General features: G+C 33.0%; 8 protein-coding genes. 2 read left to right on the forward strand and 6 right to left on the reverse strand.

Annotated elements, in window-relative coordinates; all coding sequences use genetic code 11:
- Nucleotides 1-131: 131 nt before the first annotated feature.
- Nucleotides 132-797, reverse strand: coding sequence for a JAB domain-containing protein (locus tag OPR29_RS04600; RefSeq protein WP_264376224.1), 666 nt, complete (start codon nt 795-797; stop codon nt 132-134).
- A gap of 171 nt (nt 798-968) precedes the next feature.
- Nucleotides 969-1,898 (reverse strand): WO male-killing family protein Wmk, encoded by a 930-nt coding sequence (gene wmk / locus OPR29_RS04605; protein ID WP_264377138.1) that lies wholly within the window; start codon nt 1,896-1,898, stop codon nt 969-971.
- Nucleotides 1,899-2,262: 364 nt separating this feature from the next.
- Here wmk and OPR29_RS04610 point away from each other — a divergent pair, with 364 nt between their 5' ends.
- Nucleotides 2,263-3,159: an Rpn family recombination-promoting nuclease/putative transposase gene (locus OPR29_RS04610; RefSeq protein ID WP_264376226.1), complete on the forward strand. Its 897-nt coding sequence runs from the start codon at nt 2,263-2,265 to the stop codon at nt 3,157-3,159.
- Here OPR29_RS04610 and OPR29_RS04615 read toward each other — a convergent pair.
- The 4 genes from OPR29_RS04615 to OPR29_RS04630 form a co-directional block, all read right to left on the reverse strand.
- A complete protein-coding gene (locus OPR29_RS04615; RefSeq protein ID WP_265025141.1) occupies nt 3,143-15,961 on the reverse strand; it encodes an ankyrin repeat domain-containing protein in 12,819 nt (4,272 codons plus the stop codon). The genes OPR29_RS04610 and OPR29_RS04615 overlap by 17 nt on opposite strands.
- Nucleotides 15,962-16,037: 76 nt before the next feature.
- The gene (locus tag OPR29_RS04620; protein ID WP_265025142.1) at nt 16,038-16,526 is read right to left on the reverse strand and encodes a hypothetical protein; all 489 of its coding nucleotides are present in this window, start codon (nt 16,524-16,526) and stop codon (nt 16,038-16,040) included.
- Between the two features lie 101 nt (nt 16,527-16,627).
- A complete protein-coding gene (locus OPR29_RS04625; RefSeq protein ID WP_264685382.1) occupies nt 16,628-17,863 on the reverse strand; it encodes a hypothetical protein in 1,236 nt (411 codons plus the stop codon).
- A gap of 333 nt (nt 17,864-18,196) precedes the next feature.
- Entirely contained in the window at nt 18,197-20,515 is a 2,319-nt protein-coding gene (locus OPR29_RS04630; protein ID WP_265025143.1) for a hypothetical protein, read from the reverse strand.
- A gap of 1,087 nt (nt 20,516-21,602) precedes the next feature.
- Here OPR29_RS04630 and OPR29_RS04635 point away from each other — a divergent pair.
- On the forward strand, nt 21,603-23,042 hold the full coding sequence (locus OPR29_RS04635) for a hypothetical protein (RefSeq protein WP_265025144.1): 1,440 nt from the start codon (nt 21,603-21,605) through the stop codon (nt 23,040-23,042).
- Nucleotides 23,043-23,165: the final 123 nt, after the last annotated feature.

The raw sequence follows: 23,165 nt of genomic DNA on the forward strand, positions 1-23,165 counted from the left end.
ACCGACTTTATTACTTTATTATTAACTTAATATATACTTTTTCATTAATTATAAGCAATAATTAATGCATTTACAAATACTTTCTTCATTCAAGTAGTTAAACAGCTCATGAAAATCTTCAAACATCTCCTTTATAACAGTCCTTGCTCTTTAAAGCTAAAATACCCAACACTTGTGATGATAATATGATCCAGTAACCTAATCCCTATAGTCTGACAAGCTTTAGCCAAGTCTTTAGTTACAGCTTCATCCTCATCAGATGGCTTTAACCTTCCTTCTGGGTGGTTATGCGATATTATTATTGACGTCGCTTTTCTTATTAATGCCTTTCTTGTTACTTCTCTTATGTAAAAAGGTACCTTATCTACTGTACCAGTAAACACTTCTTCCCCCTTTAAACGGCACTTTTGATCAAAATATATTATTTTCATCTTTTCCTCCTCTGAATAGCCAATACTCACCCTTAAATATTTTACTATGGTTTCCAAGTTATCCATTACAGGTCCTTTCTTTAACTCTTCTCTTGGTACTCTCTTTGAAGCTTCCTTTAGGCATAAAATTACTGCTACTGTAGAGTCAGTTATCCCTTCTATAGTTTTCAAGTCATCTATTTCCTGGCCTAAAACTCCTCCTATTCCAAAACTATCTATTAGCTTTCTAGCAATAATTCGAGCTTCTTCCCTGTCATGCACTGCACTTAGAAACGTTTCTATTACTTCACGATCAAGTAGTGCTTTACCGTTGCTTTCTAATGCTCTGAATTCTATTTCTTCTCTACGATCTTTCTTATTATTCATAAAAATTACCCTTCACTAATAACAAAATGTTTTTATATATTTACTGCTGTTTTTTTGTCAGCATTGGCATAGAGCCATAGCTTTCGAGTGAAGTCAAATCAATTTTTCAATCTTTTTTACTTATTTTTTCATCAAAAAGTAAAGATATTAATAGATACTGATTTTTTTATTTTAAATTTGTTGAATTTCGTCTAAAGAGATGCCCACTGTTTTTAAAATAATATTGATAGAAATTCCTTCCTTAACTAAGTTCTTTGCAATTTTTATCTTTTCTATTTTCTTTACTTTCTCTTTGCAAACTTGTATGATTTCAAGCAGAGACTTTATTAGTACATAACGTAGTTCTTGGCTTTTAATCTTTTTGTATTCTTCTATTAACCTTGATAGCTCTGCTTCACTATTCTCATTTTCTGTTGTTTCTGGAAGCAGATCTGTAATATTAATTAGTAGTACCTTTGCTATTTCATCTAACATTTCAAGTGAAACAGCAGCTCGTCCTTGTTCATATTCATATATTCTTTGATTTATTATACCCACTTTACTTGCTAAATCTTCCTGAGTGTATCCTCTTCTCAACCTCCATTCTTTTATTCTTTGACCTACTTTATACGGAATGGAAATTTTTTTCTCATCATTATCATATTCATCAATAGATAAACTGGTCGTTTGAGAGATAACATGAGCAGAAACTCCTTCCTTAACTAAACCCTTTGCCACCTCTACTTTTACTGCCTTTCCACTCTCTTCCTCACTAATACAGATGAATTTAGTTAATAAATAAAACGTTTCGCGTAATTCTTGATCCTTAATCTCTTTATGTCTTCTTACTAGATTTACTATCTCTTCTCCCTCATACCTTTGCTTATTTGATACTTCTTGTCCGCAAGCTAGATCTCTAGCAGTTGTTGATAATGCTTCTGCTAATTCATATAACTTCTTAATTGAAATTCTGCGTGTTCCTTTTTCATATTGCAGTATTACCTGATATGTTGTTCCGATTTTTCCCGCTAAATCTTTTTGAGTATATCCTTTTGCTAACCTACAACTTCTTACTTTCTGTCCTAGTTTGTAATCTAAAGATTCAAGGTCGCTAGCGGTCATTCTTTTTCGTAACCTGCCATTTTAGAAATTTTATATAGAAGTTTTGCTAGCATATTGTTATCTTTATTGAAGAGTAGTATATTAAACTTCTATGCTGTGACAAGCTAAGAAGTTCACACTTTAAATAGGTATCTTTGAGGCTGCTAAATCACGAATCCATTTGTTGGCCTTTTAATGTACCTTATAGAAGAGTTGATAAAAAGATCTATAAAAGGACGTCCAAGGTGCGTACTAGGGTCATCTATGAAGGTAGTTTTTTACCAACTCTTGAAATTTAGCTAACTTTAATAGACTTTGGCATAAAAACGTTGAATATTTCTTCACAATTGTGTATAATTATTAATGCTTTTTAGGTACTCGCGCTATGGCTCTTTCGAAGTTTCTCGATCCAAAATTAGACTTAACATTTAAAAAAATATTCGGTACTGAAAAAAATAAGAATATCCTTATTCACTTTTTGAATGATATCTTAGGCTTTACTGGAGTCAATGCTATTCAAGATGTTGAGTTCCTCAGCACCATTATGGACCCTGAAATTGCCTCTGATAAGCAGAGTATTGTTGATGTTCTGTGCAGAGATTCCACTGGGGCCAGATACGTGATTGAGATGCAACTCGCTCGTGATAAAGGCTTTGAAAAACGTGCTCAATTATATGCTGCTAAGGCTTACTCAAGGCAGGCTGATAAAGGTGGTAAGTACATTGATTTAAAGAAGGTTTTCTTTATTGCTATTTCCAATTGTAATTTATTTCCTGATAAGCCTGATTATATATCTAGCCATACCATAAGAGATGAAAAAACTAACGAGCATGACTTAAAAGATTTTCAATTTATTTTCATTGAGTTACCAAAGTTTCCTAAGAGTAGAGAAGAACAGCTAGAAAATGTAGTAGATCGTTGGCTATTTTTCTTCAAATATGCAGAAGAAACAACTGATGAAGATTTAAGGAAAATAGCAGAAAAGTCACCGATAATAAAGCTAGCATATGATGAATTAGACAAGTTTCATTGGAATGAGAAAGATCTCGTAGCTTATGAAGAAAGGGTCATGGATTTACAGAAAGAAGCTGCTATCTTGGAACAAAAACTCGATGATGCTAAACATGAAGGTAGACAAGAAGGTATCCAAATCGGCCATCAAAAAGGTAAAATTGAAGGTAAAATTGAAGTTGCAAAAAATTTACTTAAAGCTGGCATCTCTATTGACGTTGTATCACAAACTACGGGCCTTTCTTTAGATGAGATTAAGAAATTAATTTAACCTTATTCCTAGTCAAATGGCCTTGAACTGAAGCATTACTTAAATAACTTTGAGGCTCTAAACTCATTTGCTTTGCATCATCAACTTCTAATCTACCATCTCTGTTGTGTAATATCTGCTCTATTGATTGATTTAGCAGACCCTTATTAAATTGAGCTATAAACTTGTCAAATTTCTTCGGATTTAATTTACCAGCTTCTTCATCAGGACATGCTTTCTCTACATACGATTTTAAAATCCCTGAAATTTCATTGAATTTACCACCCATGATTTTTCCAGTAATCTCTTTGTGCATTCCCACAAAATCAATATTCAATCGATGCATTGATACACCACTTTTTAATCCAGCTTGCTCTACTACTTTCTCAAATTCCTTTGTAATATTTAATGCATAGCCCTGTGCTTCTAGTGGGGATATAGACTGACCTACTGTAGAAATATACTTTTGACCTGTAACTTTTCTAATTAATAAATCAAGTAACATTATTGTACCATTTACATCGATTGGTGGACTAATTTGTGAGATTGAACTTTGAGTGAATGTTTTCTCAGGTAAAGCAGCTCTAGAACCTAATAACCCACTCACAGAGCTTCTTATCCAACCAAATACATTTATCCATGAAGATGGTCTTGTGCCACTACTTGCTGCTATCTCAGGTTGATTTATAGCAAGTGGTTTTCTTGAAATATGATGACGAGCATGATCTCCATGGTGATGACGACGTCTGCGTTGCACAGGTTTTTCTCTTTCTTCCTTGAGTTTTTCTTTTAAATATTCCACAATATCATTGTGTCCTTCGCTTCTAGCAATATCTAGCGGTGTTCCATCAGCATTACATTTAGCATTAATGTTGGCCCCCTTAACTATAAGGTACTCTACTACATCCAAATGACCACTCCAAGAAGCCCAGTGCAGTGGTGTATGACCTTGTGTATCAGTATCATTAACGTTAGCTCCCTTGCTTATCAGATCTATAGCCTTATTAAGATCACCACCTTTTGCTGCGATCAACAATTTTTTATCTAAGTCTAATTGCGTTTGCTTCAAATATTCTACAACATCACTAAGTTTTTGATAGGCAGCAATATCTAGCGGTGTTTTACCAGCCTTGCACTTAGCATTAATGTTGGCTCCCTTACTTATAAGGTATTTTACTACATCTAAATAACCAACAGCAAGGTGCAGAGGAGTATCATCATTGTTATCTTTAACATTAACATTAGCTCCCTTGCTTATCAGATCTATAACTTTATTAAGATTACCACCTTTTGCTGCGATTAACAATTCTTTATTCAAATCTAATTGTGCTTGTTCTAGATATTTTACAACATTATTATGTTTTTGATCGATAGCAACATTTAACGGTGTTTTACTACCCTTGTCTTTGGCATTAATATTAGCCCTTTTATCTACAAGATACTTTGTTATATTTAGATACCCACCCCAAGAAGCCCAATGTAGTGGTGTCCAGTAACCATTATCTATTATATTAACATCGACTTTCTCTTCATCTATAAAATATTTTACTATATCTAATTTACCGTTGGAAGCAGCACAGTGCAGGGGAACTCTGCCACTATTATCTCTGATTTCTAAAATATTTTTCTCACCTATAGAACATTTAATTATATCTAAATGATTACCTAAAGAAGCATTACATGGAAGAGTGCTACCATTATTGTATTTAAATATTGAATCAGCGTATTCTTTTATCAAAAACTTTGCAACCTCTAAACGTCCTCTCCATGCAGCATAGTGCAGTGGTGTGTAACCTTGTTTATCAGTATCATTAATACTTACTCCCTTGCTAAGAAAAAACTCTATGATATCTTTACTATTATTCTCAGCAGCAACATGTATAGACTTTTTACCATAAGGGCCTTTATCTGCAGCATTAATATCAGCGCCTTTCTTTACCAAAAACTCTGCAACTTCTAAATGACCTTTGTATGCAGCCCAATGTAGTGGTGTCCAACTGTACTTATCTCTAGTATTAACATTAGCATTTCGACTAATAAGACTCTTCACTTTATTGAGATCGCCATTTTGTACTGCAGTCAGCAATTCTTTATCTAAATCTGACTGTACTTGTTCTATTATTTGTATTATATCTGTATAACCTTCTTGCACAGCCAAATCCAAAGGTGTTTTACCATCCTTGTCTTTAGCGTTAATATTAGCACCTTTATTGAGAAGAAGTTTGACTGTACTTGGTTTATTTCCTTGTATAGCTAAATGTAAAGGTGTTGAACCGTTATTATTTACATCATTAATGCCACTAGCATTTCTATCTAAAAGAAATTCAACTATTTCAAGCTTACTATCATACTGAGCAGCCACATGTAAAGGTGTATTACCATACACATCTTTAGCTTTAATATTAGCGTTCTTATCAAGAAGAAACTTAACTATGTCGAACTTGTTGCTAAAAACAGCAAAGTGTAAAAGTGTCCAATCATTACTACCTTTAGTATTCAATCCAGCACCTTGATTTGCAAGGCCTTCAACTTTATTGAGATCTCCATCTTGCACTGCAGTCAATAATTCTTTATCCAAATCTAACTGTGCTTTTTTCAAAAATTCTATTACATTTACGCGATTCTTTTGAGCAGCTAATTCTAAAGATGTTCTACCGTCAGCAGTTAAAGCATTAATATTAGCGCCTCTCTCAACAAGATACTTAACTACATCTAATGAACCCAATTGAACAGCCCAATGAAGAGGCATCCAACTTTCATTATCTTTGGCATTAATATCAGCACCGTTATTTACGAGAAGTTTAACTATATTTAAATTATTCTTTTGAATTGCCCAGAACACAGAGGCCCAACCCAGCCTACTTTGAGCATTAACATTAGCACCTCGTCTGATATTGTCTTTAACTTTGCCAAGATCTTCTTTTTCTACAGCAATCAATAACTCTCTATCCAGATTTAATTGTGTTTGTTTTAAAATTTCTACTATATCTGTGTAACCCTTTTGCTCAGCCAACTCTAAAGGTATTTTACCATCTTTATTTTTAGCCTTTAAACTAGCTCCTTTTTCTATAAGATATTCTACTACTTTTAAGCGATCATTATTACAAGCATTATGTAGAGGAGTATTATCTTTAGTCTCTAAATTTGCACCTTGAGCGATAAGATCTTTTACTTTATCAAGATTACCACCCCTTGCATTAATTAATAACCCTTGATCCAACTCCGCCTTCTTCAAAATTTCTATCATATTTCCTTTAGTAGCTAAACCTAAAGGCGTTTGGCTATTCATGTCCGTAACGTTGACACTAGCACCTCTATCAAGAAGGAGTTTGACTACACTCAACCTGTTCGCATCAACAGCAAGATGCAAAGGCTTTTTATTATCTTTGTCTTGAGATTCGGTATCAACACCTTCATCAAGAAGAAATCTGACCATATCTAAATTACCCTCTTGCACAGCAAAATGTAAAGGCGTTCCTTGAATCGTTATTTCATTATTAAATTTAGCACCGTTACCAATAAGAAGCTTTACTGCACCCCATTTACCTAACTGAGCAGCATAAAGTATCGGTGTCCAAGCAATATTATCTTTAATTTCAATATTAGCACTTCTATCAATAAGGAACTCAACCATGTCCAAATTATCCTTTTGAGTAGCAAAGTGTAAAAGTGTTTTACCTTCCTTATCTTGAACATCAACATTAGCTCCTCTATTAAGAAGAAGTTCTACTACACTCCACCTACCTGACTGAGTAGCGAGAAATATTGGTGTGTACCCAAATTTATCTTGAACTTCAATATTAGCACCTCTATCAAGAAGAAGTTTCACCTTATCAAATTCACCCGCCTCGGAAGCAAGATGCAACAGTGTTCTGTCAAGTTTACCTTGAGCATTTATGTCTCCACTGTTTGGAACCTCTGAATGTATAGAACTCTCTTGTGAATTAACAATAGAACTCACATTATTTAATTTATCAATACTGTCTGAATTATTTATTTTATCCATTTCGTTACTTAATAATATCTCTTTGTCAGTAAATTTTATAGTTAATGTTTTCATTTTAGATTCTTTATAGAAATCCTTAAACCGTATAATACATAACTCACTTGCCTCTATATCAGCATTAAAGGCATTGGTAACTATCAAGTCGTACTTATCATGAAGATAGGTATACTGCCCTGCTTTTTTAGATATTACTAATTTATTCTTTTCTTCTATGTCTTGAGGTGTTACTACAATAATTTTTTCATCAGAAATAAAGAACGAAGACTTTAAACCTAAACTATCATCTATTTCCATCGGTGCATTATCAAGAATAATTTGTAATTTTTTATACCACTTATTTACAAGGGCATCTTTTAGCCTAACTGTTACTACATCTTGCTGCAAGCCGGTAGCTGATATAGATAACTTAATTAATAAATCACTTTTGTCTTTAATAACTGTTGGTATCGGTTTTATACTCAAATCCCTATCTACTTGTTGCACCAACTGATGTAAATCTAATGTACTTCTTAAACTTTTCTTTCCATTGACATCATCATTAATCACTACTTCTTGAATAGGGAAGTTTTCAATATCAAGTGTTTCATAACCTGAAGTAATTGCACATACATCGTTTCCGCTTAGAACAATATTTCTTCTCCCACTTGCATTGAGTTCACTACATACATCTCTCCTCATAGAATCCGCAGCATTGCTTCTCCCTCTATTATTTAAATAAATATCTAAATCTAACTTATTTTTTGACTGATTTAAAAAGGTGTGCCTTTCAACATCTTCAACTATAGCAGATATTCTACTTGCTATTTGCTGACTATTTTCTTCAGTCAATATTGACTGATAGTCTACTACAGTTTGATTATAACCATTTAATTCTTGTATGCTACGTCTCTTGCGAGTAGATCCACAATCTTCAATTTTCCACTTAAATTGATCATTATTTCTATTTGAAGGCCAAGTGAACACATACCGCCTATCCCTGTCACAATTGTTTAAGTGGTACATACAATCATTATTAGGTGAGTACAAGTACCTTCCATACTCAACATTTTTTAGATACACATTACCACCATCAAGCTCAACTTTCCACTTGCCATTGTTTCCTAGCTTTGAAGGCCAGGTAAATACATACCGCCTATCCCTGTCACAATTGTTTAAGTGGTACATACAATCATCATTAGGTGAATACAAGTACCTTCCATACTCAACATTCTTTAGATACACATTATCGCCATTGAGCTCAACCTTCCACTTAAATTGATCACCATTTCCATTTGAAGGCCAAGTGAACACATACCGCCTATCCCTGTCACAATTGTTTAAGTGGTACATACAATCATTATTAGGTGAGTACAAGTACCTTCCATACTCAACATTTTTAATACATACTTCTGATGAAAATACTGCATTTCTCACTGATTCTGGTAATTTATTTTTTAGCCTTTCAAGATCAGATTTCTCTTCTGAATTGACCCTAGGCATTTTCATGGTCTCTCTAATAGAGTAAGCTAATTTGAACATTGCACCATCATTCTTTGGTATTTTGTCAAACGCAGCTATATAACCTGGAATAAACTGACCAATATAATGGTGACTGCGTATAAACCTTAATATTCCTTCTATACCTACACCCGCGTATGTGTCATTTACAGCTTCCTTAATTGCTTCATTAAACAACCTTTCATCGAAATTATAAACCTTATCTATGAGTTCAATAGTCGAAGCACTACGACTATGCAGTATACCCTCCTTTAGCACCTTTTTGGCTGCACTTTTTATTGAATCTCTTAAACTACTTATACAAGACTCTACCAATCTTTTTGCATTAGATGGAATATTTGCTTGGTTAACAACTTCCTTCTTTAAAAATCCAACCTGTTTTATCATTTTAGATGCGTCATTACTTTTAGTCTTGATCCTGTTACAAAGAAGTTCAATTACACCTGAGTCATTATTGTAAGCAGCTAAGTACAGAGGTGTTCTACCATCGTTGTTTTTAGCCTCGATATCAGCACCTCTATCAAGAAGAAGATTAATTATATTTTGCTTGGCTTCTTCAACAGCCAAATGCAGGGGTGTCTGACCCTCCTTACTTCTAATTTCAATGTTAGCACCTTTATCTACAAGAAAACTAACCATATCAAAGTTGCTGTAATGAACAGCATAGTGTAAAAGTGCCCAATTATCATTGTTACAACTAGTTAAGGCATTAATGTCACCTTTCTTCTCTAAAAATGATTTAAATATACTTTCGCTTAATTTCACATTACCGTTATAAACAGCATGATTCAAAGTCGTCCAGTTCTTTGAACACTGGTTTTTATACTCAACATCAGCTTTACTTTTTCTAGCAGTTTTATCAAGAAGAGTTTTAACTTCATCCCATTTACCTTCATAAATTGCTGTGCTTACCAAAGGTTTCAATACTCCCAATCCTGAAGTGATCATCCACTTATTGCACTGATCTATTATGTTTGAATCATAGCCATTCAGCAAAAGGTTGTTTTCTAACTTTTCAAGCAATGTTAAAATCTGATTACTACTTGGCGTTTTATTTTTTAATTCCTCAATTTGTTCTAAACTACAGGAACTTTCTGTAAAGCTAACCCGGTCTTGCAGTGAAGGAAAACCAAGACATTGATGTACTGGATCTCTATTTTCTCTTTCAAAATCGTCAACTGATATTAAACATTTAAAGTCATTTTCTACTTTAGGGGTATATTTACTTCTATTTTGATAATTTTCTGAAGCTTTATCAATTAAAGCTTGTATTTTTCTTACCTCAGGCAAACTAAACCTATCTAACTTACGGATTGTTATTGGTTCTAAACCCAGATCGAATTCCAATGTGGAAATTCTATAAGATTCAGAATTATTCCAATTGTTTATGTTGATCGTATGATTAGACTTCTTATCACGAAATATCAGATCTGTACCACTACTAGAAACTTCAACCTGATCCGGAGTAATATTTTTTAGTACCATTACTCCTATTCGTTCCTCATCTTGTCCTACAGAAGTAGAGATATTTTTTTCTAATTTTTGATTGTGCTGAATGATACTAGTAGAATCACTAAAGTCTTCAATATATTCTTTTACAATTCTTTCATAATCACCTCTAAGTTTATCCTTATACTCCACTACATTATCAACATTTTCTAATAAGCCAGAAGATAGGAAAAGGTCATTATTATTCCATAAAGAATAAGAAATATTTTCCCATTTACTTCGATCAGTATAGAATCCTTCTATTCTAATGATAAAAGGATTTTCACTTTCTCTTATTAATAAGAGATCATCCTTATCTTTATATTTCTCAATATCTTCAAGACGGGAATCTATCACTACATGATCATCTTCAAAATCTTTAGGCAATAAAAACATATTCTGAGTTTGTGTAGCCTGTAAAAAAGGAACTAATTTATCCTTTCCCGAAGAAAAGGGAGAACAAGACATTGATTGTATATTGGGGATAAAAGTTTCTCCTTTTTTGTTCATAATTATAAGATGCCTATAATTAGGATCTTGAAAGTAGTTTTTCACTCGAATGTTACTATTATTGTATTTTAAATACAGATCACATTGCTGGATTGAAAAATCTTTCTCAACTGCCGACATAAATAGTGTATCTAGTTTTTTATCACTTGAGTTATTATCAATTTTTACTTCTCTACTATTTATATCATTGCTAATAAAATACACATCACTTCCTCCTCCTCCCCTAGCAAACATAGTTCCTTGATCGAAGTTAATTATATCATCTCCTGAAGAACCAAAAACCATGTGTGAAACTACACTATTATTTTGACTTTGTGTTTTACCTCTAACAACGCTCAAGACTTTATAACCCTTATGATTATTTAGAATTTTCTTGTAATGATTTTCTACAGCTCTAAAACCCTTTAGAGAATGTTCTGAATGTAATTCAAATGAGGTGATTTTTATAGTTGATGAATCTGATCTTTCAATCTTAGGAACAATATTACTACCATTTTTATCTATTAGTACAAAGTAAGGCTTATTACTGCTTCGCTCAACGTAATTTTTTATATCGAGAGTAAATTGATTATTTTGACCAAAATTTATTTTCAAAGATAAAGTATTACTGTTTTTAGAGTAAGTTATTTGATCACAATCACTTAATAAATCAAATTCAGGAAAACTTACAGTTCCTGTTCCATCTACGTCAATTTCTGAATATAACCCCCTACCCTTATAGTCTGCAGTTTTTACGTAAAAAGTATAATTGCTTTTTCTACCTTTGACTCTAGTATACGGCGAAATAATTACTTTTTTGCAACTTTCAACTACATCTTTCTCATTGTTGTTAGAGCCACCACCACTATCTATGATAACGTCACGATCATCGGTTCCTGTAAAGTGTTCAGAATAACCCATGCACAAGATCTTATCTACCTTGTCCTTCCTTCCAACATAATGGTAATTAAAGAGGTTATTACTAACATAATCATCAATCAACAAACGACTATTTATTTTTACCTTTAATCTTCCATATGCACTAGGCTTAAAACGATAGTCAACATTTACTCCTATAACTTTCTCTTTTGTTAACTGGCTTAAATCAAGTATATTAGTAGAGTTGCTTCCACCAATAATTTTACCTGAAAAGCTAGGGTTATTTACAAGAACAAATCTGTTTGCTACATTATTGCCACCAGTTATTCCTGCTGTACCTGAGTAAATTAGAAAATTATTGTTCCACACATTACTTCCAGCAATGGTACCTCTGTCCACATTTTGTAAATCGTAAACAATCGTCTTGTCTTTCTGTTTCATCTTTACTCTACCACCGTGGTCAATAATCATTGCATTTTCACAGTAGTATACAGCCGACTTAACTGAGCTTTTAATACCTTTTTCATAATCTTGATTAGTAATCTGTGGTAAACAAATCCTGTCAGCACCTTTGATATAATCAGGTACAACACGTGAAAGATTTTTTGTATTGGCATTTGTTCTATTCATCATAATCGTTGCATAATCTGGACGAAGAGTATTACCGTTTATTTTTCCAAGACCAATACTATAAGCAACAACATTACTAGGGTCATTATTTAAAGCTTTCCAAACTCCTTTAGCTAGACTATTAACCATTTCCTTTCTTGCTGCAAGATGTTGTACATCTTGTGGTACAGGTTGAAAAGCAAATGTATGCCAAAAAATACGCCAATTTTCATCATGGGTTGTATCATACTTTTTCTCGTACTCCACGATATTGCTAACACCACTATAAACTCCGGAAGCTACCATCAATGCAACTCCAACTGCAATGCCGATTCCAGGCATACCAAGTGCTGTAAGAGCAACACCAGACACAAACGATATAGTGGAAAAAGATATAGTTGCTATATTATCTCTTATTTCTTTCTCTCCACATGGATTATCACTATTCTCTCTTTTTTTACAATCAACAAGATTGTTTACTGACATGCCTATATCAACAATATCAAAGACACCAGTTACAGCTCCTGCTGTACCTCTTGCTATTGTACTTCCAAATTTTACTCCCACAACTCGAATAGCAAATTTTGTCTGTTTACCTAAAGTACCTGGTATAATTTTTCCCACAACCTTTTCAGCTGATGCTACAACTTTTGGAGTAATTTTAACCATTACATTTTCAATCGGTTGAGATGCAAAAGACCATCCTATTCCGCCTAGATTTAATCCACAATCTGTAGCTGTCCCTTCCTTGCAAGATACGATAGCACCATGGATCCCTCTTATTAATTGTATCCCACCAGCAGCATTCATTAACCTGCCTTTTAATTTTGAGCCTTTTGTTGCACTGCTAGCTTGCTGTGAGATATCTCCATGCAAATTCTTAACACGTTCATTCTGAACATAGCGTTCATACCCTTGATCTCCAACAACCTTATCAAGTAAATACTTACGATCACCTTCAATACTTTTATCTCCAACAAACTCTACTAGTTGAGCGTTTTTTGCTTCATCTTGACTATTTTTAACATAAGTTAGGAACTTTTCACTATCAATTATAGTTTTGTCTACATTATTTTCATCTACCTTTCCTTTACTAAACTTTTCTACATCACTCTTTGAAAATAAACAAGGATTGACACTTCTTTTGCTTCTACCACCAGACCTTACACAACTGTTTAGGTTGAATTTCTTCCTATTTGCTTGTGTTTCAGCAAGTATAGCTTCATCTAAGTTAGCTATACGTTGTGGATCTATACTTAATCTATCTGAAATATTTTCTCTTTGTTCTTGAAAATATGCTTCATTTCGATTAAATAGTAACAGATCTCTAACCCAATCGGAATCATAGCCATTTGCTATCATTTGGTTTAGGGAGTGAGCATTTTCTAATGCCCATAAGCCGCAATTGTGACCATCTGTTTGTTGAGCAATAGAAACGTCATTAACGGTAATTCGAGCACGTTCTAGAACTTGACGAATATTACCTGGAATATCATTACCCAACGAGTCTACATAGTATCCATTATATTGCCCATTTTGATGGGAAATGACTAACGTAACCCAGTGATTATTATCTAAATTAACAATTAAAGTTAATGGCCGTTTTTCACCTCTTGTTGCTACGCTATTCTGAAACTGTTGTAATTGATTAGCTATATGCTTCGGTGATCCCACTACTTCAAACAATGTGTTAGCCCCATCAGTACCATAGCCATATTCTATTCTTGCAATATCAGCTATATCGTGTTGTTGAAGCCAGTAATGATAATCCTTTTCTGCTGTTGCAGACTCTAATGTACTTAGGTTCTCTTCTTGTATACCCATATCTTTGAGTCTCTGGGTTACTTCTTGTATTCCTTCTAAATGTTTTCTCTTAGCTATGTCAATAGAACTATGAACTACTAGAGCAGGAACAAACTTATCACTCGTTAATATTAAAGAATTTTTATCCTTAGCCTTCACATTAACAACTACACCCATGAAAAACATTTTATCACTATCTGTAATTGCTTTCAGTGCCGCACCTTTAGCATATCTAATGTTTTGTTCTTTTGTTAATTTATCAACTTCCTGTTTTAGCTGATCTTGATTTAAGTTTTTACCTATAAGCTTAAATTCCAGTGCTATAGGAGTGTATTCTTTAGCACCCTGAGGTGAAGGACCAATACCTTGAATTACCATATCGACACGACCACCTGCTCCTACTTGAAATTCAGGTATAATTACAGTCTTCGCAGAAGTCTCCTGTAGCTTTAAATCACTGTAACTACTAAATAAACCATTAAGAATGGCTTGTAATCTTGCTTCATTAGTAATCAAATCTTTGATAGGGTAAATCGTATCTGCTACTTCAGTAAGCAACACTTTATAGGCTTGCAATGAAACCTCACCGTCGGAAGCATGTTGAGAAGTGATTGCTTGATCAAATTTTGCCTTTAATTCATCAGAATTAGGTATCTCAATAAACTTGCCATCTGTAAATTGTTGATCATTACCACTTGATTCATATTTACTTATCTGTTCTATTTCAAAAAGGTCTTCAAAAGATAACCCTGTTTCATATTTTTTGAGACTCATTTTAATTTCTATAACATTGCCTACTCTTCCTATTTCAGGTATGTTCAGCACTGGAATTTTTTTATCAGCATAGAATTCTTTTGTATTGGACTCTCGTATATGAAAAATGAATGCTGTGTTTTCTTGCCCTTCATTACCTTGAACAAATATTAATGTCATAACCGGGCTTTTGGACAAAGTGTACTCCGTTCCTCCAGACCAATCCAGAGGGTACTCACCATATGAGTATATATATTTTTTAATGTTACTTTGATCTTGACCAATCTTGTTGATTAAAATTGATTGACCTAATATGTCTCGACTGAAATAGTAATGATCTTTTGTTTCTTTATTTGCTGGAAAAGTATGGTATTCACTTGATAACAAATCCGTTATTTCTTGCTTAAAATCTTCCTCAGAAATTTGTTGATTATCCCACTCGCCAACTAGTTCGATAAATTCCTCCATCAAAGGAGCTGGTGGTTGTTTAATAGGTTGTACTTCGGTTTTAAACGGTTCCGCGTCATCTAAATTTAACCCAACAGCAATGGCATTATCTGCATTGGTTAAAATCCTCATCTTATTTGGTCTAAAACCTTTTATATAATCTTTAGCTTGCTCAAGTGCATCACTTGGATCAACTTGTCCTTCAGTTCCAGCCTTGAGTTCAATAAGAATTGGAACTGAATCAATAGCACGATTAGGCCCACGAACAAGCAAAACAATATCAGCGTAACCTCCACCAGCAAATTGTTCCAAATAGAGTTTGGTATTATCACGATATCGAAAATTATCGAATATTCCTGCTACAAAGCCATGTTGAGCAGCTTCGCGAGCTTTAATACCATAAACATTACCCTGTAAATCTAAATTGGTATGAACTTCTTTTATGTAAGTTAGAATTTTTTCAAGATTATCCTGAACTTGATCTATTTCTGCATCTGGGTTAGCAAGCTTTTCAATATAACTTTCCAGATAGACAGATTTATCTAACTTTTTTGTCACTTCTTGAAACTTTACTGTAGGCTCGATGGGTTGATCTACAATCTTCTTTTTACTTTCTACCTTAATGTTTATTTTTTCATCTTCTCCATCACTCTTTAAGGTATATCCCTTTGCTGACGTGATTCTTGATAACTCCTTTCTAACATCATCACTAAGATCTTTACCTGACTTATCTAAAAACTGCTTGATTTCATCAAAAAATTTATTTTTAAATGCATTATTACCTTTTAATTCATCAGGACCAATTTGTATCGTTTGAGTATTTCCATATACATCCTTAGCTTTACACTTCAATACGTTATTCCTCAAGTATAAATATAACTTCTTCGATTTAACATCTTTATCTGACTTCGATCTGCTTTTTACTAACTCATAACTTATCTTTTAAAATTTTTATTACATCAATTTGAAGCTTATGCGCATCTGATTTAGTATAATCTCTACCCATCACATTCTTCCACTCACCTGTGGTGAATTCGAAATTCTTAGTATTTGTTTGTTTAGAATGTTGAGCTTCTATATCTTCAGTGAAAATAAAAACATGTATTTTGGATTCTGTTTCTGCTACAACTTTTAAAGTTCTCGCCCCCTCAAAACGAAAGTGCAATTTCTTTATGCCTAACTTGTCATTAAGTTTAGTATCTAATACACTGGAAAAAGAACCTAAAAATCGATGAGGAAAAAAGCCAGGCTTTTCACTAGAATGTAAATAAGATTGTATTTGATCAACCAACGACTGATATCTTGCTTCAAAAGATTTATCCAGTGAATCAGAAGTTGAAGAATCTACTTTCCCAAAAAGTAACTCCATTAGCTCGAAATCTTGTGGTTTTTCTTGCTGTTGATCGTTATTAACCATAACTAGCCCCCGATTTTAACCCTTTACAAATTTTATCCTCACTAAGCTCTTTGCATGCTTTCGTTTAAGTCTAAGTAACTGAATTTTTAAAAAGAGAAACTCTACACTTCGCCTCTAACACCACTTACCTTCTGCTGTATAGTTTCTACATCTAATGATGAACTTGGCAACTGATCACCACCTCCACCAACTAGTTGCTTATTTCTAACCTTGGCAAATACCTCATACCTTGACTTATCTTTATCCATAATATATTGTATTTGCTCTTGACTAAGTGAATTGATAATTTCTGACAATATCTCAATAGCCATATTCCTTTCAATTAAACAACCAACTCTATATCTGGACGGTGAGTACTGTCCACTTAACTCATGCAAAAAGTGTTGTCTATGAGACTCAAAGCCAGGACAATTCCACATAGAGGTGAGCATGTCACTGCCAGATTTAACACAATTATCATCTGGTGCAGAAACAAGCGAGTTTAATGCTGAAAACATTGATGTACTGTAAGCTTCAGGAGATAAATCTTCTGGCTTTAAATGTTCAAATAGCTTTCTAGCATTTTCGAAAGAATGGTTTCTTCTTAATATACTTAAAGTATAATAACACCCATGTTGTTTAAAATCCCTTTTCAATAACTCATGATACTTATCTTCATGAAGGTAACGTAGACAGAAATCAACCATACCAACATCGTCAGTGGAAAAACGCCCTTTATTATATGCTACCTCCATCAATAAATCTTCTTTCCTTTTTGGGGATACAGAACCAATTGACTGTAACTTATTCCAGAAGAATTCCAAAGCTTCAACATGCTTTTCCAGCATTGCACATTTAAAAGCGTAAACGTATGGATGCTCATTATTTAATTCTAACTGATGTTCTTGGTTATTCATAGCATGTGACCAATAGATCATTAAAGCCCCTTTATCACATCCCTTAACTAAACTCTCTACTGGTTTACCACCTAATGTTAATTTAAATTCTTCAAAAATAGCTCTTATCTCGTCCTCAAAACAACACCAGCAGGCTATTTTGTAGCGATCAAAGGGTCTAATAAGACTTCTTTGCCCATCCAAAGTTTTCAAGGCTAACAATTTTTCCCCGAAAGTATACCTATTGAGTCTAATTTGTCCTGAAGCATCTTCTATCTTCCAACAAGTTTCATCTTCTAAAACTTTCTTAAAAAGGGGTGGTATTATTGTTCTACCCCATTTATTCAGCAATGTCTGATATGCAATACACCATCTTTTAATCTCTAACTCTTTAAGCCCTTTATGAGGATCATCTTCTTTAATAGACGTTAGTAATATCTTTTGTACATCTTCGTAATCCATACTTACCCCTTAACAAGATTTAATATATTTTAGGAATATTGCTCTACCTTTAAAACTCTGTCAATTACTATTTTAGAAAAATTTTCTAACCTAAAGTGGTTTTCAGTAAAAGGCTCTTAATAGTCTTAATATACGATCTTTTGTTCATTTTTTAATTCTGTTTTTTATAAGTCTACCTTAGTGATTATTCTAAAATAAACTAGTATTAATTTAGCAAAATATATTATTAAGATCTCAAGTAAAATAACCACTTCCAGCGTTCAAAATCAAAGTCGGTGAGAAGTGTTTTTCTTGGGATGGCATGGTCTACCGCGCAAGATCATTGACATCTTCTTATTTGCTTTTCCCTATTCCACTAATATTCTGTTGTTGAAGCGATATATCATCCAAGGGAGTAAAAGGAACTCTTCTAACTTTTTCATATAGTATACTAAATACCTCACGCCGATTATCTTTGATAAGATTGTTTAAATATTCTGTTTTATTTCCTGCCTTATCAAAACAAAGATCATGTAACTTCTCAAAAATGTGACAAACATTAATCCCTACTCCATATAATATCTTATTTGATAAATTTTTCGGCGTAAAAAGTTTTTCCTCGGTGAGGAAGTGATTTAAATAATTTTCTTTAAAACATGATGTGTGAAAATTTCTTAAAATAGAAGAGGCATTATTTCCTGCCATGGATAATACATTTGATAGATAATCCGGCCTAAAACCTTCCTTATAAAAATCATCTAAAAGCTGTGTTACGTTTCCCGTCTCATCAAAACAAACATCATGAAAATTTTTTAAAGCAGAACAAATATTAGCTTTTGCTCCGTGTAATATCCCAGATAAATTACTTGCTGTAAAACCCCCTTCTTTATTTAAAAAATGGTATAAATACTTTTTTGTCTCTCCTATAAAACAAAAATTATGAAATTTTTTTAAACTATCAGCTGATCCACTCAGTATACTACATAAATCACATGGCCTAAAACCTCCCTTATATAAATCATCTAAAAGCTTTGTTTTTTCCCTTTTCTCATTAAAACAAACACTATGCAACTTTTTTAAATTAGAAGAAGTATGAACCCCTGATCCACATAACATACAGGATAAGTTGCTTGGCTTAAAACCTTCCCTATAGAAATCATCTAAAAGTTCTGTTCTTTCCCCTTTTTCATTAAAACACAGATCATGCAATTTTTTAAAAGCACCCTTAGCATTAACTCCTGCTCTACTTAACATACCAGATAAGTTATGTAACGTAAAACCTTCTTTCCCATCTTTGTTCTTAATAAAGTGCTCTAAATATTGAGTTTTATTTCCTTCTGCATCAAACCAAAGGTCATATAATTCTTTAAAAGCTTTTGCAGCATTAGCTCCCGCTCCACCTAAAATACTCGATATATTAGATAGATTTATTCCTTCTTTTTCTAGAGTTTTTAAATATCGTGTCTTTTTTCCGTTCTGATCAAACCAAAGATCATATAATTCTTTAAAAGCTTTTGCAGCATTAGCTCCTGCTTTACCTAAAATACTTGATACATTAGATAGATTTACTCTTTCTTTTTCTAGAGTTTTTAAATATTGAGTTTTATTTCCTTCTGCATCAAACCAAAGGTCATATAATTCTTTAAAAGCTTTTGTAGCATTAGCTCCTACTCCACTTAAGATACTAGACATACGAACTAGATCTACTCCACTTTCTTCTAGTTTTATTAAGTATCGTGTCCTTTTTCCGTTCTGATCAAACCAAAGGTCATATAATTCTTTAAAAGCTTTTGCAGCATTAGCTCCTGCTTTACCTAAAATACTTGATACATTAGATAGATTTACTCTTTCTTTTTCTAGAGTTTTTAAATATTGAGTTTTATTTCCTTCTGCATCAAACCAAAGGTCATATAATTCTTTAAAAGCTTTTGTAGCATTAGCTCCTACTCCACTTAAGATACTAGACATACGAACTAGATCTACTCCACTTTCTTCTAGTTTTATTAAGTATCGTGTTTTTTTTCCTTCTGTATCAAACCAAAGATCGTATAATTCTTTAAAAGCTCTAGGAGCATTAGCTCCTGCTCCATGCAAAATACTAGACATACGAACTAGATCTACTCCACTTTCTTCTAGTTTTATTAAGTATCGTGTTTTTTTTCCTTCTGTATCAAACCAAAGATCGTATAATTCTTTAAAAGCTTTTACAGCATTAGCTCCTGCCTTACTTAAAATACTGGAGACACTAGATAGATTTATTCGTTTTTCTTCTAGAGTTTTTAAGTATTGAGTTTTATTTCCTTCTACATCAAACCAAAGGTCATATAATTCTTTAAAAGCTTTTGCAGCATTAGCTCGTGTTCTATGTAAAATACTGGACATATTAGCTGGGTTTATTCCATTTCTTTTCAGAATTTCTAGTCTTTTTTCTCTAATTAAACAATCTAAGAACTGATCAAATTCAGGTATTCCATCTCTACCAATCACACTTTTAGCAAATTTAGTTTCCTCATTGTGCAGCCTCTTCGATACTACGTCAACACAACGCCTCCGTTTTCCAGAGCTAGAACCAGCTTCAGGACTTTCCTTGGCTGAACTCCTTGAACCACTACTTTGTTCTGATGGGGTAGTTCTAGCATCTCGTAATCGTTTCGAACGCTCTTTGCCTAACATAAAAAACACTCCTTGCTTCCATTATCACTTTCTTAATTATTGATGGTATTCAAAAATAAGCAAGTTAAATTTTATGACTCAATGTATGAGTCCAGAGTATTAGATATAATATTCAAGAGATCGCAATAATAGCTACAAATTAGCAGTCAGTATAATCCGATAATTTTATTCTATTAACAGCCTATTAGCATCACATTAATAATCCATAAATTTGTTTTACGTTTTTTGAAATGCAAGCTTTAATTGAGTCACTAGGCTTATGTTTTTAAAGTTGAAACTAGCGCTGACAAGCAAGATTATGTTTATTTTATTATATCTTTGCTATAAATTTACCTTAATTCTTCTTCATTCTTAGATAAATCTGTTATTAATCTAGGAATAAATATTGCTAAAAACTTAAAAAACACAACCACTTCCAGCAACCAAAACCAAGGGCGGTGAGAATTGTTCGTTTTGGGATGGCATGGTCTACCAAATAACCAGTACGAACTTTTTTATATGGCAATTTCACTGTGCGCTAAAATCAGCTATATTAGCCCATTTCATCCATATCTACATACGAACTTTTTTGCCTAAGCTTATTGAAATAATTTAAATCTTCTATTTTTATAACCTTATTTTTACGCGGCTTGTTCTCACAAATATACGACCTTTTTTGCAATCTTAGGAAGAGTCAATAATTCAATTCTTTAGCTAGCATGGTATCTTCACTAAAATATTTTTTGAAAAAGTTAGTTGACTTATAAATAATTCTCTACTAATACTGGCATGTGTTTGTTTATTCTGCTGAAGTTGCTCCATACAGGTTTGCTGTAAAAACTTCAGCAGTTTCCGTACTCCTTTAAAGCATAATCCATCACGCTCTTAATAATAGTGATATCAAATATAGGTCTTAACTATTTTAATCTATAGTAAAATTAGCTCAAATTTGCAGTCATAAGCAACTTTTAACCTATCTACATACTCCATTGTTACTCACCATAAAAACTTAACAAAAATATGAGTAGTAAAAAGATTGTGTTGAAATTAGCTTGACCAATATTATATATTGTACATAATATATTCTATATCTAGGCTAGGAGGTAGTATGGATACAGAGTCAGTAAAATATGTTGTAGAATCTATCAGTGAACAAAAGCTAGGAGAGGAATTAAATACTGAGCCATGGCATTCAAAAATTGAGCGTAATAGCAATGAGGAACCAACACCTGAAGATGACATAACAGATTTAGATGATTATAGTTTGTTTGTTCAAGGAATAAGTAATCGTTCGGAATGTTATGACCTTGATCAGAGACATGAAACTAGGGAGGCTGTTGACACATGTGTAAAACATACATTGTCGTATCAGAGTAAAACTGATGATATTGATTTATATTGGAAAAATTACCCTATTAGTCCAAGAGACTCTGCTTTAATTAAGCTAGATCTACCACTGACTGAAAGTGAGAGAAGTCTAATTGATGAATTTCGTAAAGAGTTAAAAGATGTAGTAGCAAAAAATGATCAAGGTTATAGGGATAAGCATGAAAATTTTACAAACACTGCTTTAGAGCGTATAGAGTGCATAACAAATAAATATTTGCAAAAAGGGATAAGACTCAATTCAAAATATAACGATGATAAGTATACTATAACAAGTTTAATTTTTAAGGAAATAAGAAATATCCCTGATAGAATACGACAGCATAAGGGATTACCACCTTATGAGAGTTTATCAGACGATAGTGAGACTATAACAAGTTTAGTTTCTAAGGGAATAAGAGATATTCCTGCCTACGAGGGTGTATCAGATGATAAAAATATAGGTATTATACGCAATATCATGAGTAATTTACTATTAAAAGGTGGAAGAGTAAAATGCAGTTCCTTTTATGATGATAAGTTATTGTATGCAACTTATGGGTTCAGTTATGAGATTTTTGCAGAATGTGAAGAAATCGATAACAAGCTAAAAAGTGTAGCAGATGAAGGTATTATAAACAGTAGTGCCCAAGGCAAAGCTTTACACGTAGAAATGGATAATGGATATTTTTATGTAAAATATTCGCAAGATAGCACTGTTGAGGTTGCAAAAGTTATAAATAATCCAAAAGTGAAAGATTTAAGTTTTAGACATCATATATTTCATGTTGGAAAGAGTATAGTAAGAGTTGAAAATGTAGGAGGAAAAAGAAATTATACAGACGTTTTAGAAGGTGGCATTGAAATGTCTTTTACTACTGAAGTAGGAAAGATTAGTATTCATCTACGTTCTAGTGATAAAGACAACAATAAAATTGAAGTAAAGATAAGTGACGATGACAAGAAGAAACTTGATCAATTAAAAGATAAGGAAGAAATAGGAGAAAATTGCTTACTTGGTGGATATTCAGTACATGATGCGATTAAACGAGGATATTTTGAAAAACATGAAACACTACGTCAATCTTCTGAAAAAATTACCTTATCTAATGAAAAGAAAAAAAATAGTTGGTGTGAGATAGTAACAAATTCAAAACAGACAACAAGCCGTACTGTAGGGTAAATGCTAAACTGCTTGATTGTCTAAAGATCTTATATTACTCACCATAAAAACTTAACAAACGACATAAGTAGTAAAAAGATTATGGTTATTGACTTAATGTTACATATCACATACAATGTATCA

The sequence above is a fragment of the Wolbachia endosymbiont (group B) of Pammene fasciana genome (assembly GCF_947251495.1).
Taxonomy (GTDB): domain Bacteria; phylum Pseudomonadota; class Alphaproteobacteria; order Rickettsiales; family Anaplasmataceae; genus Wolbachia.

What these genes read in the sequence shown, in the direction of transcription:
- OPR29_RS04600 (WP_264376224.1), bottom strand. Translation starts at nt 797, where the DNA reads ATGAATAATAAGAAAGATCGTAGAGAAGAAATAGAATTCAGAGCATTA.
- wmk (WP_264377138.1), bottom strand. Translation starts at nt 1,898, where the DNA reads ATGACCGCTAGCGACCTTGAATCTTTAGATTACAAACTAGGACAGAAA.
- OPR29_RS04610 (WP_264376226.1), top strand. Translation starts at nt 2,263, where the DNA reads ATGGCTCTTTCGAAGTTTCTCGATCCAAAATTAGACTTAACATTTAAA.
- OPR29_RS04620 (WP_265025142.1), bottom strand. Translation starts at nt 16,526, where the DNA reads ATGGTTAATAACGATCAACAGCAAGAAAAACCACAAGATTTCGAGCTA.
- OPR29_RS04625 (WP_264685382.1), bottom strand. Translation starts at nt 17,863, where the DNA reads ATGGATTACGAAGATGTACAAAAGATATTACTAACGTCTATTAAAGAA.
- OPR29_RS04630 (WP_265025143.1), bottom strand. Translation starts at nt 20,515, where the DNA reads ATGTTAGGCAAAGAGCGTTCGAAACGATTACGAGATGCTAGAACTACC.
- OPR29_RS04635 (WP_265025144.1), top strand. Translation starts at nt 21,603, where the DNA reads ATGGATACAGAGTCAGTAAAATATGTTGTAGAATCTATCAGTGAACAA.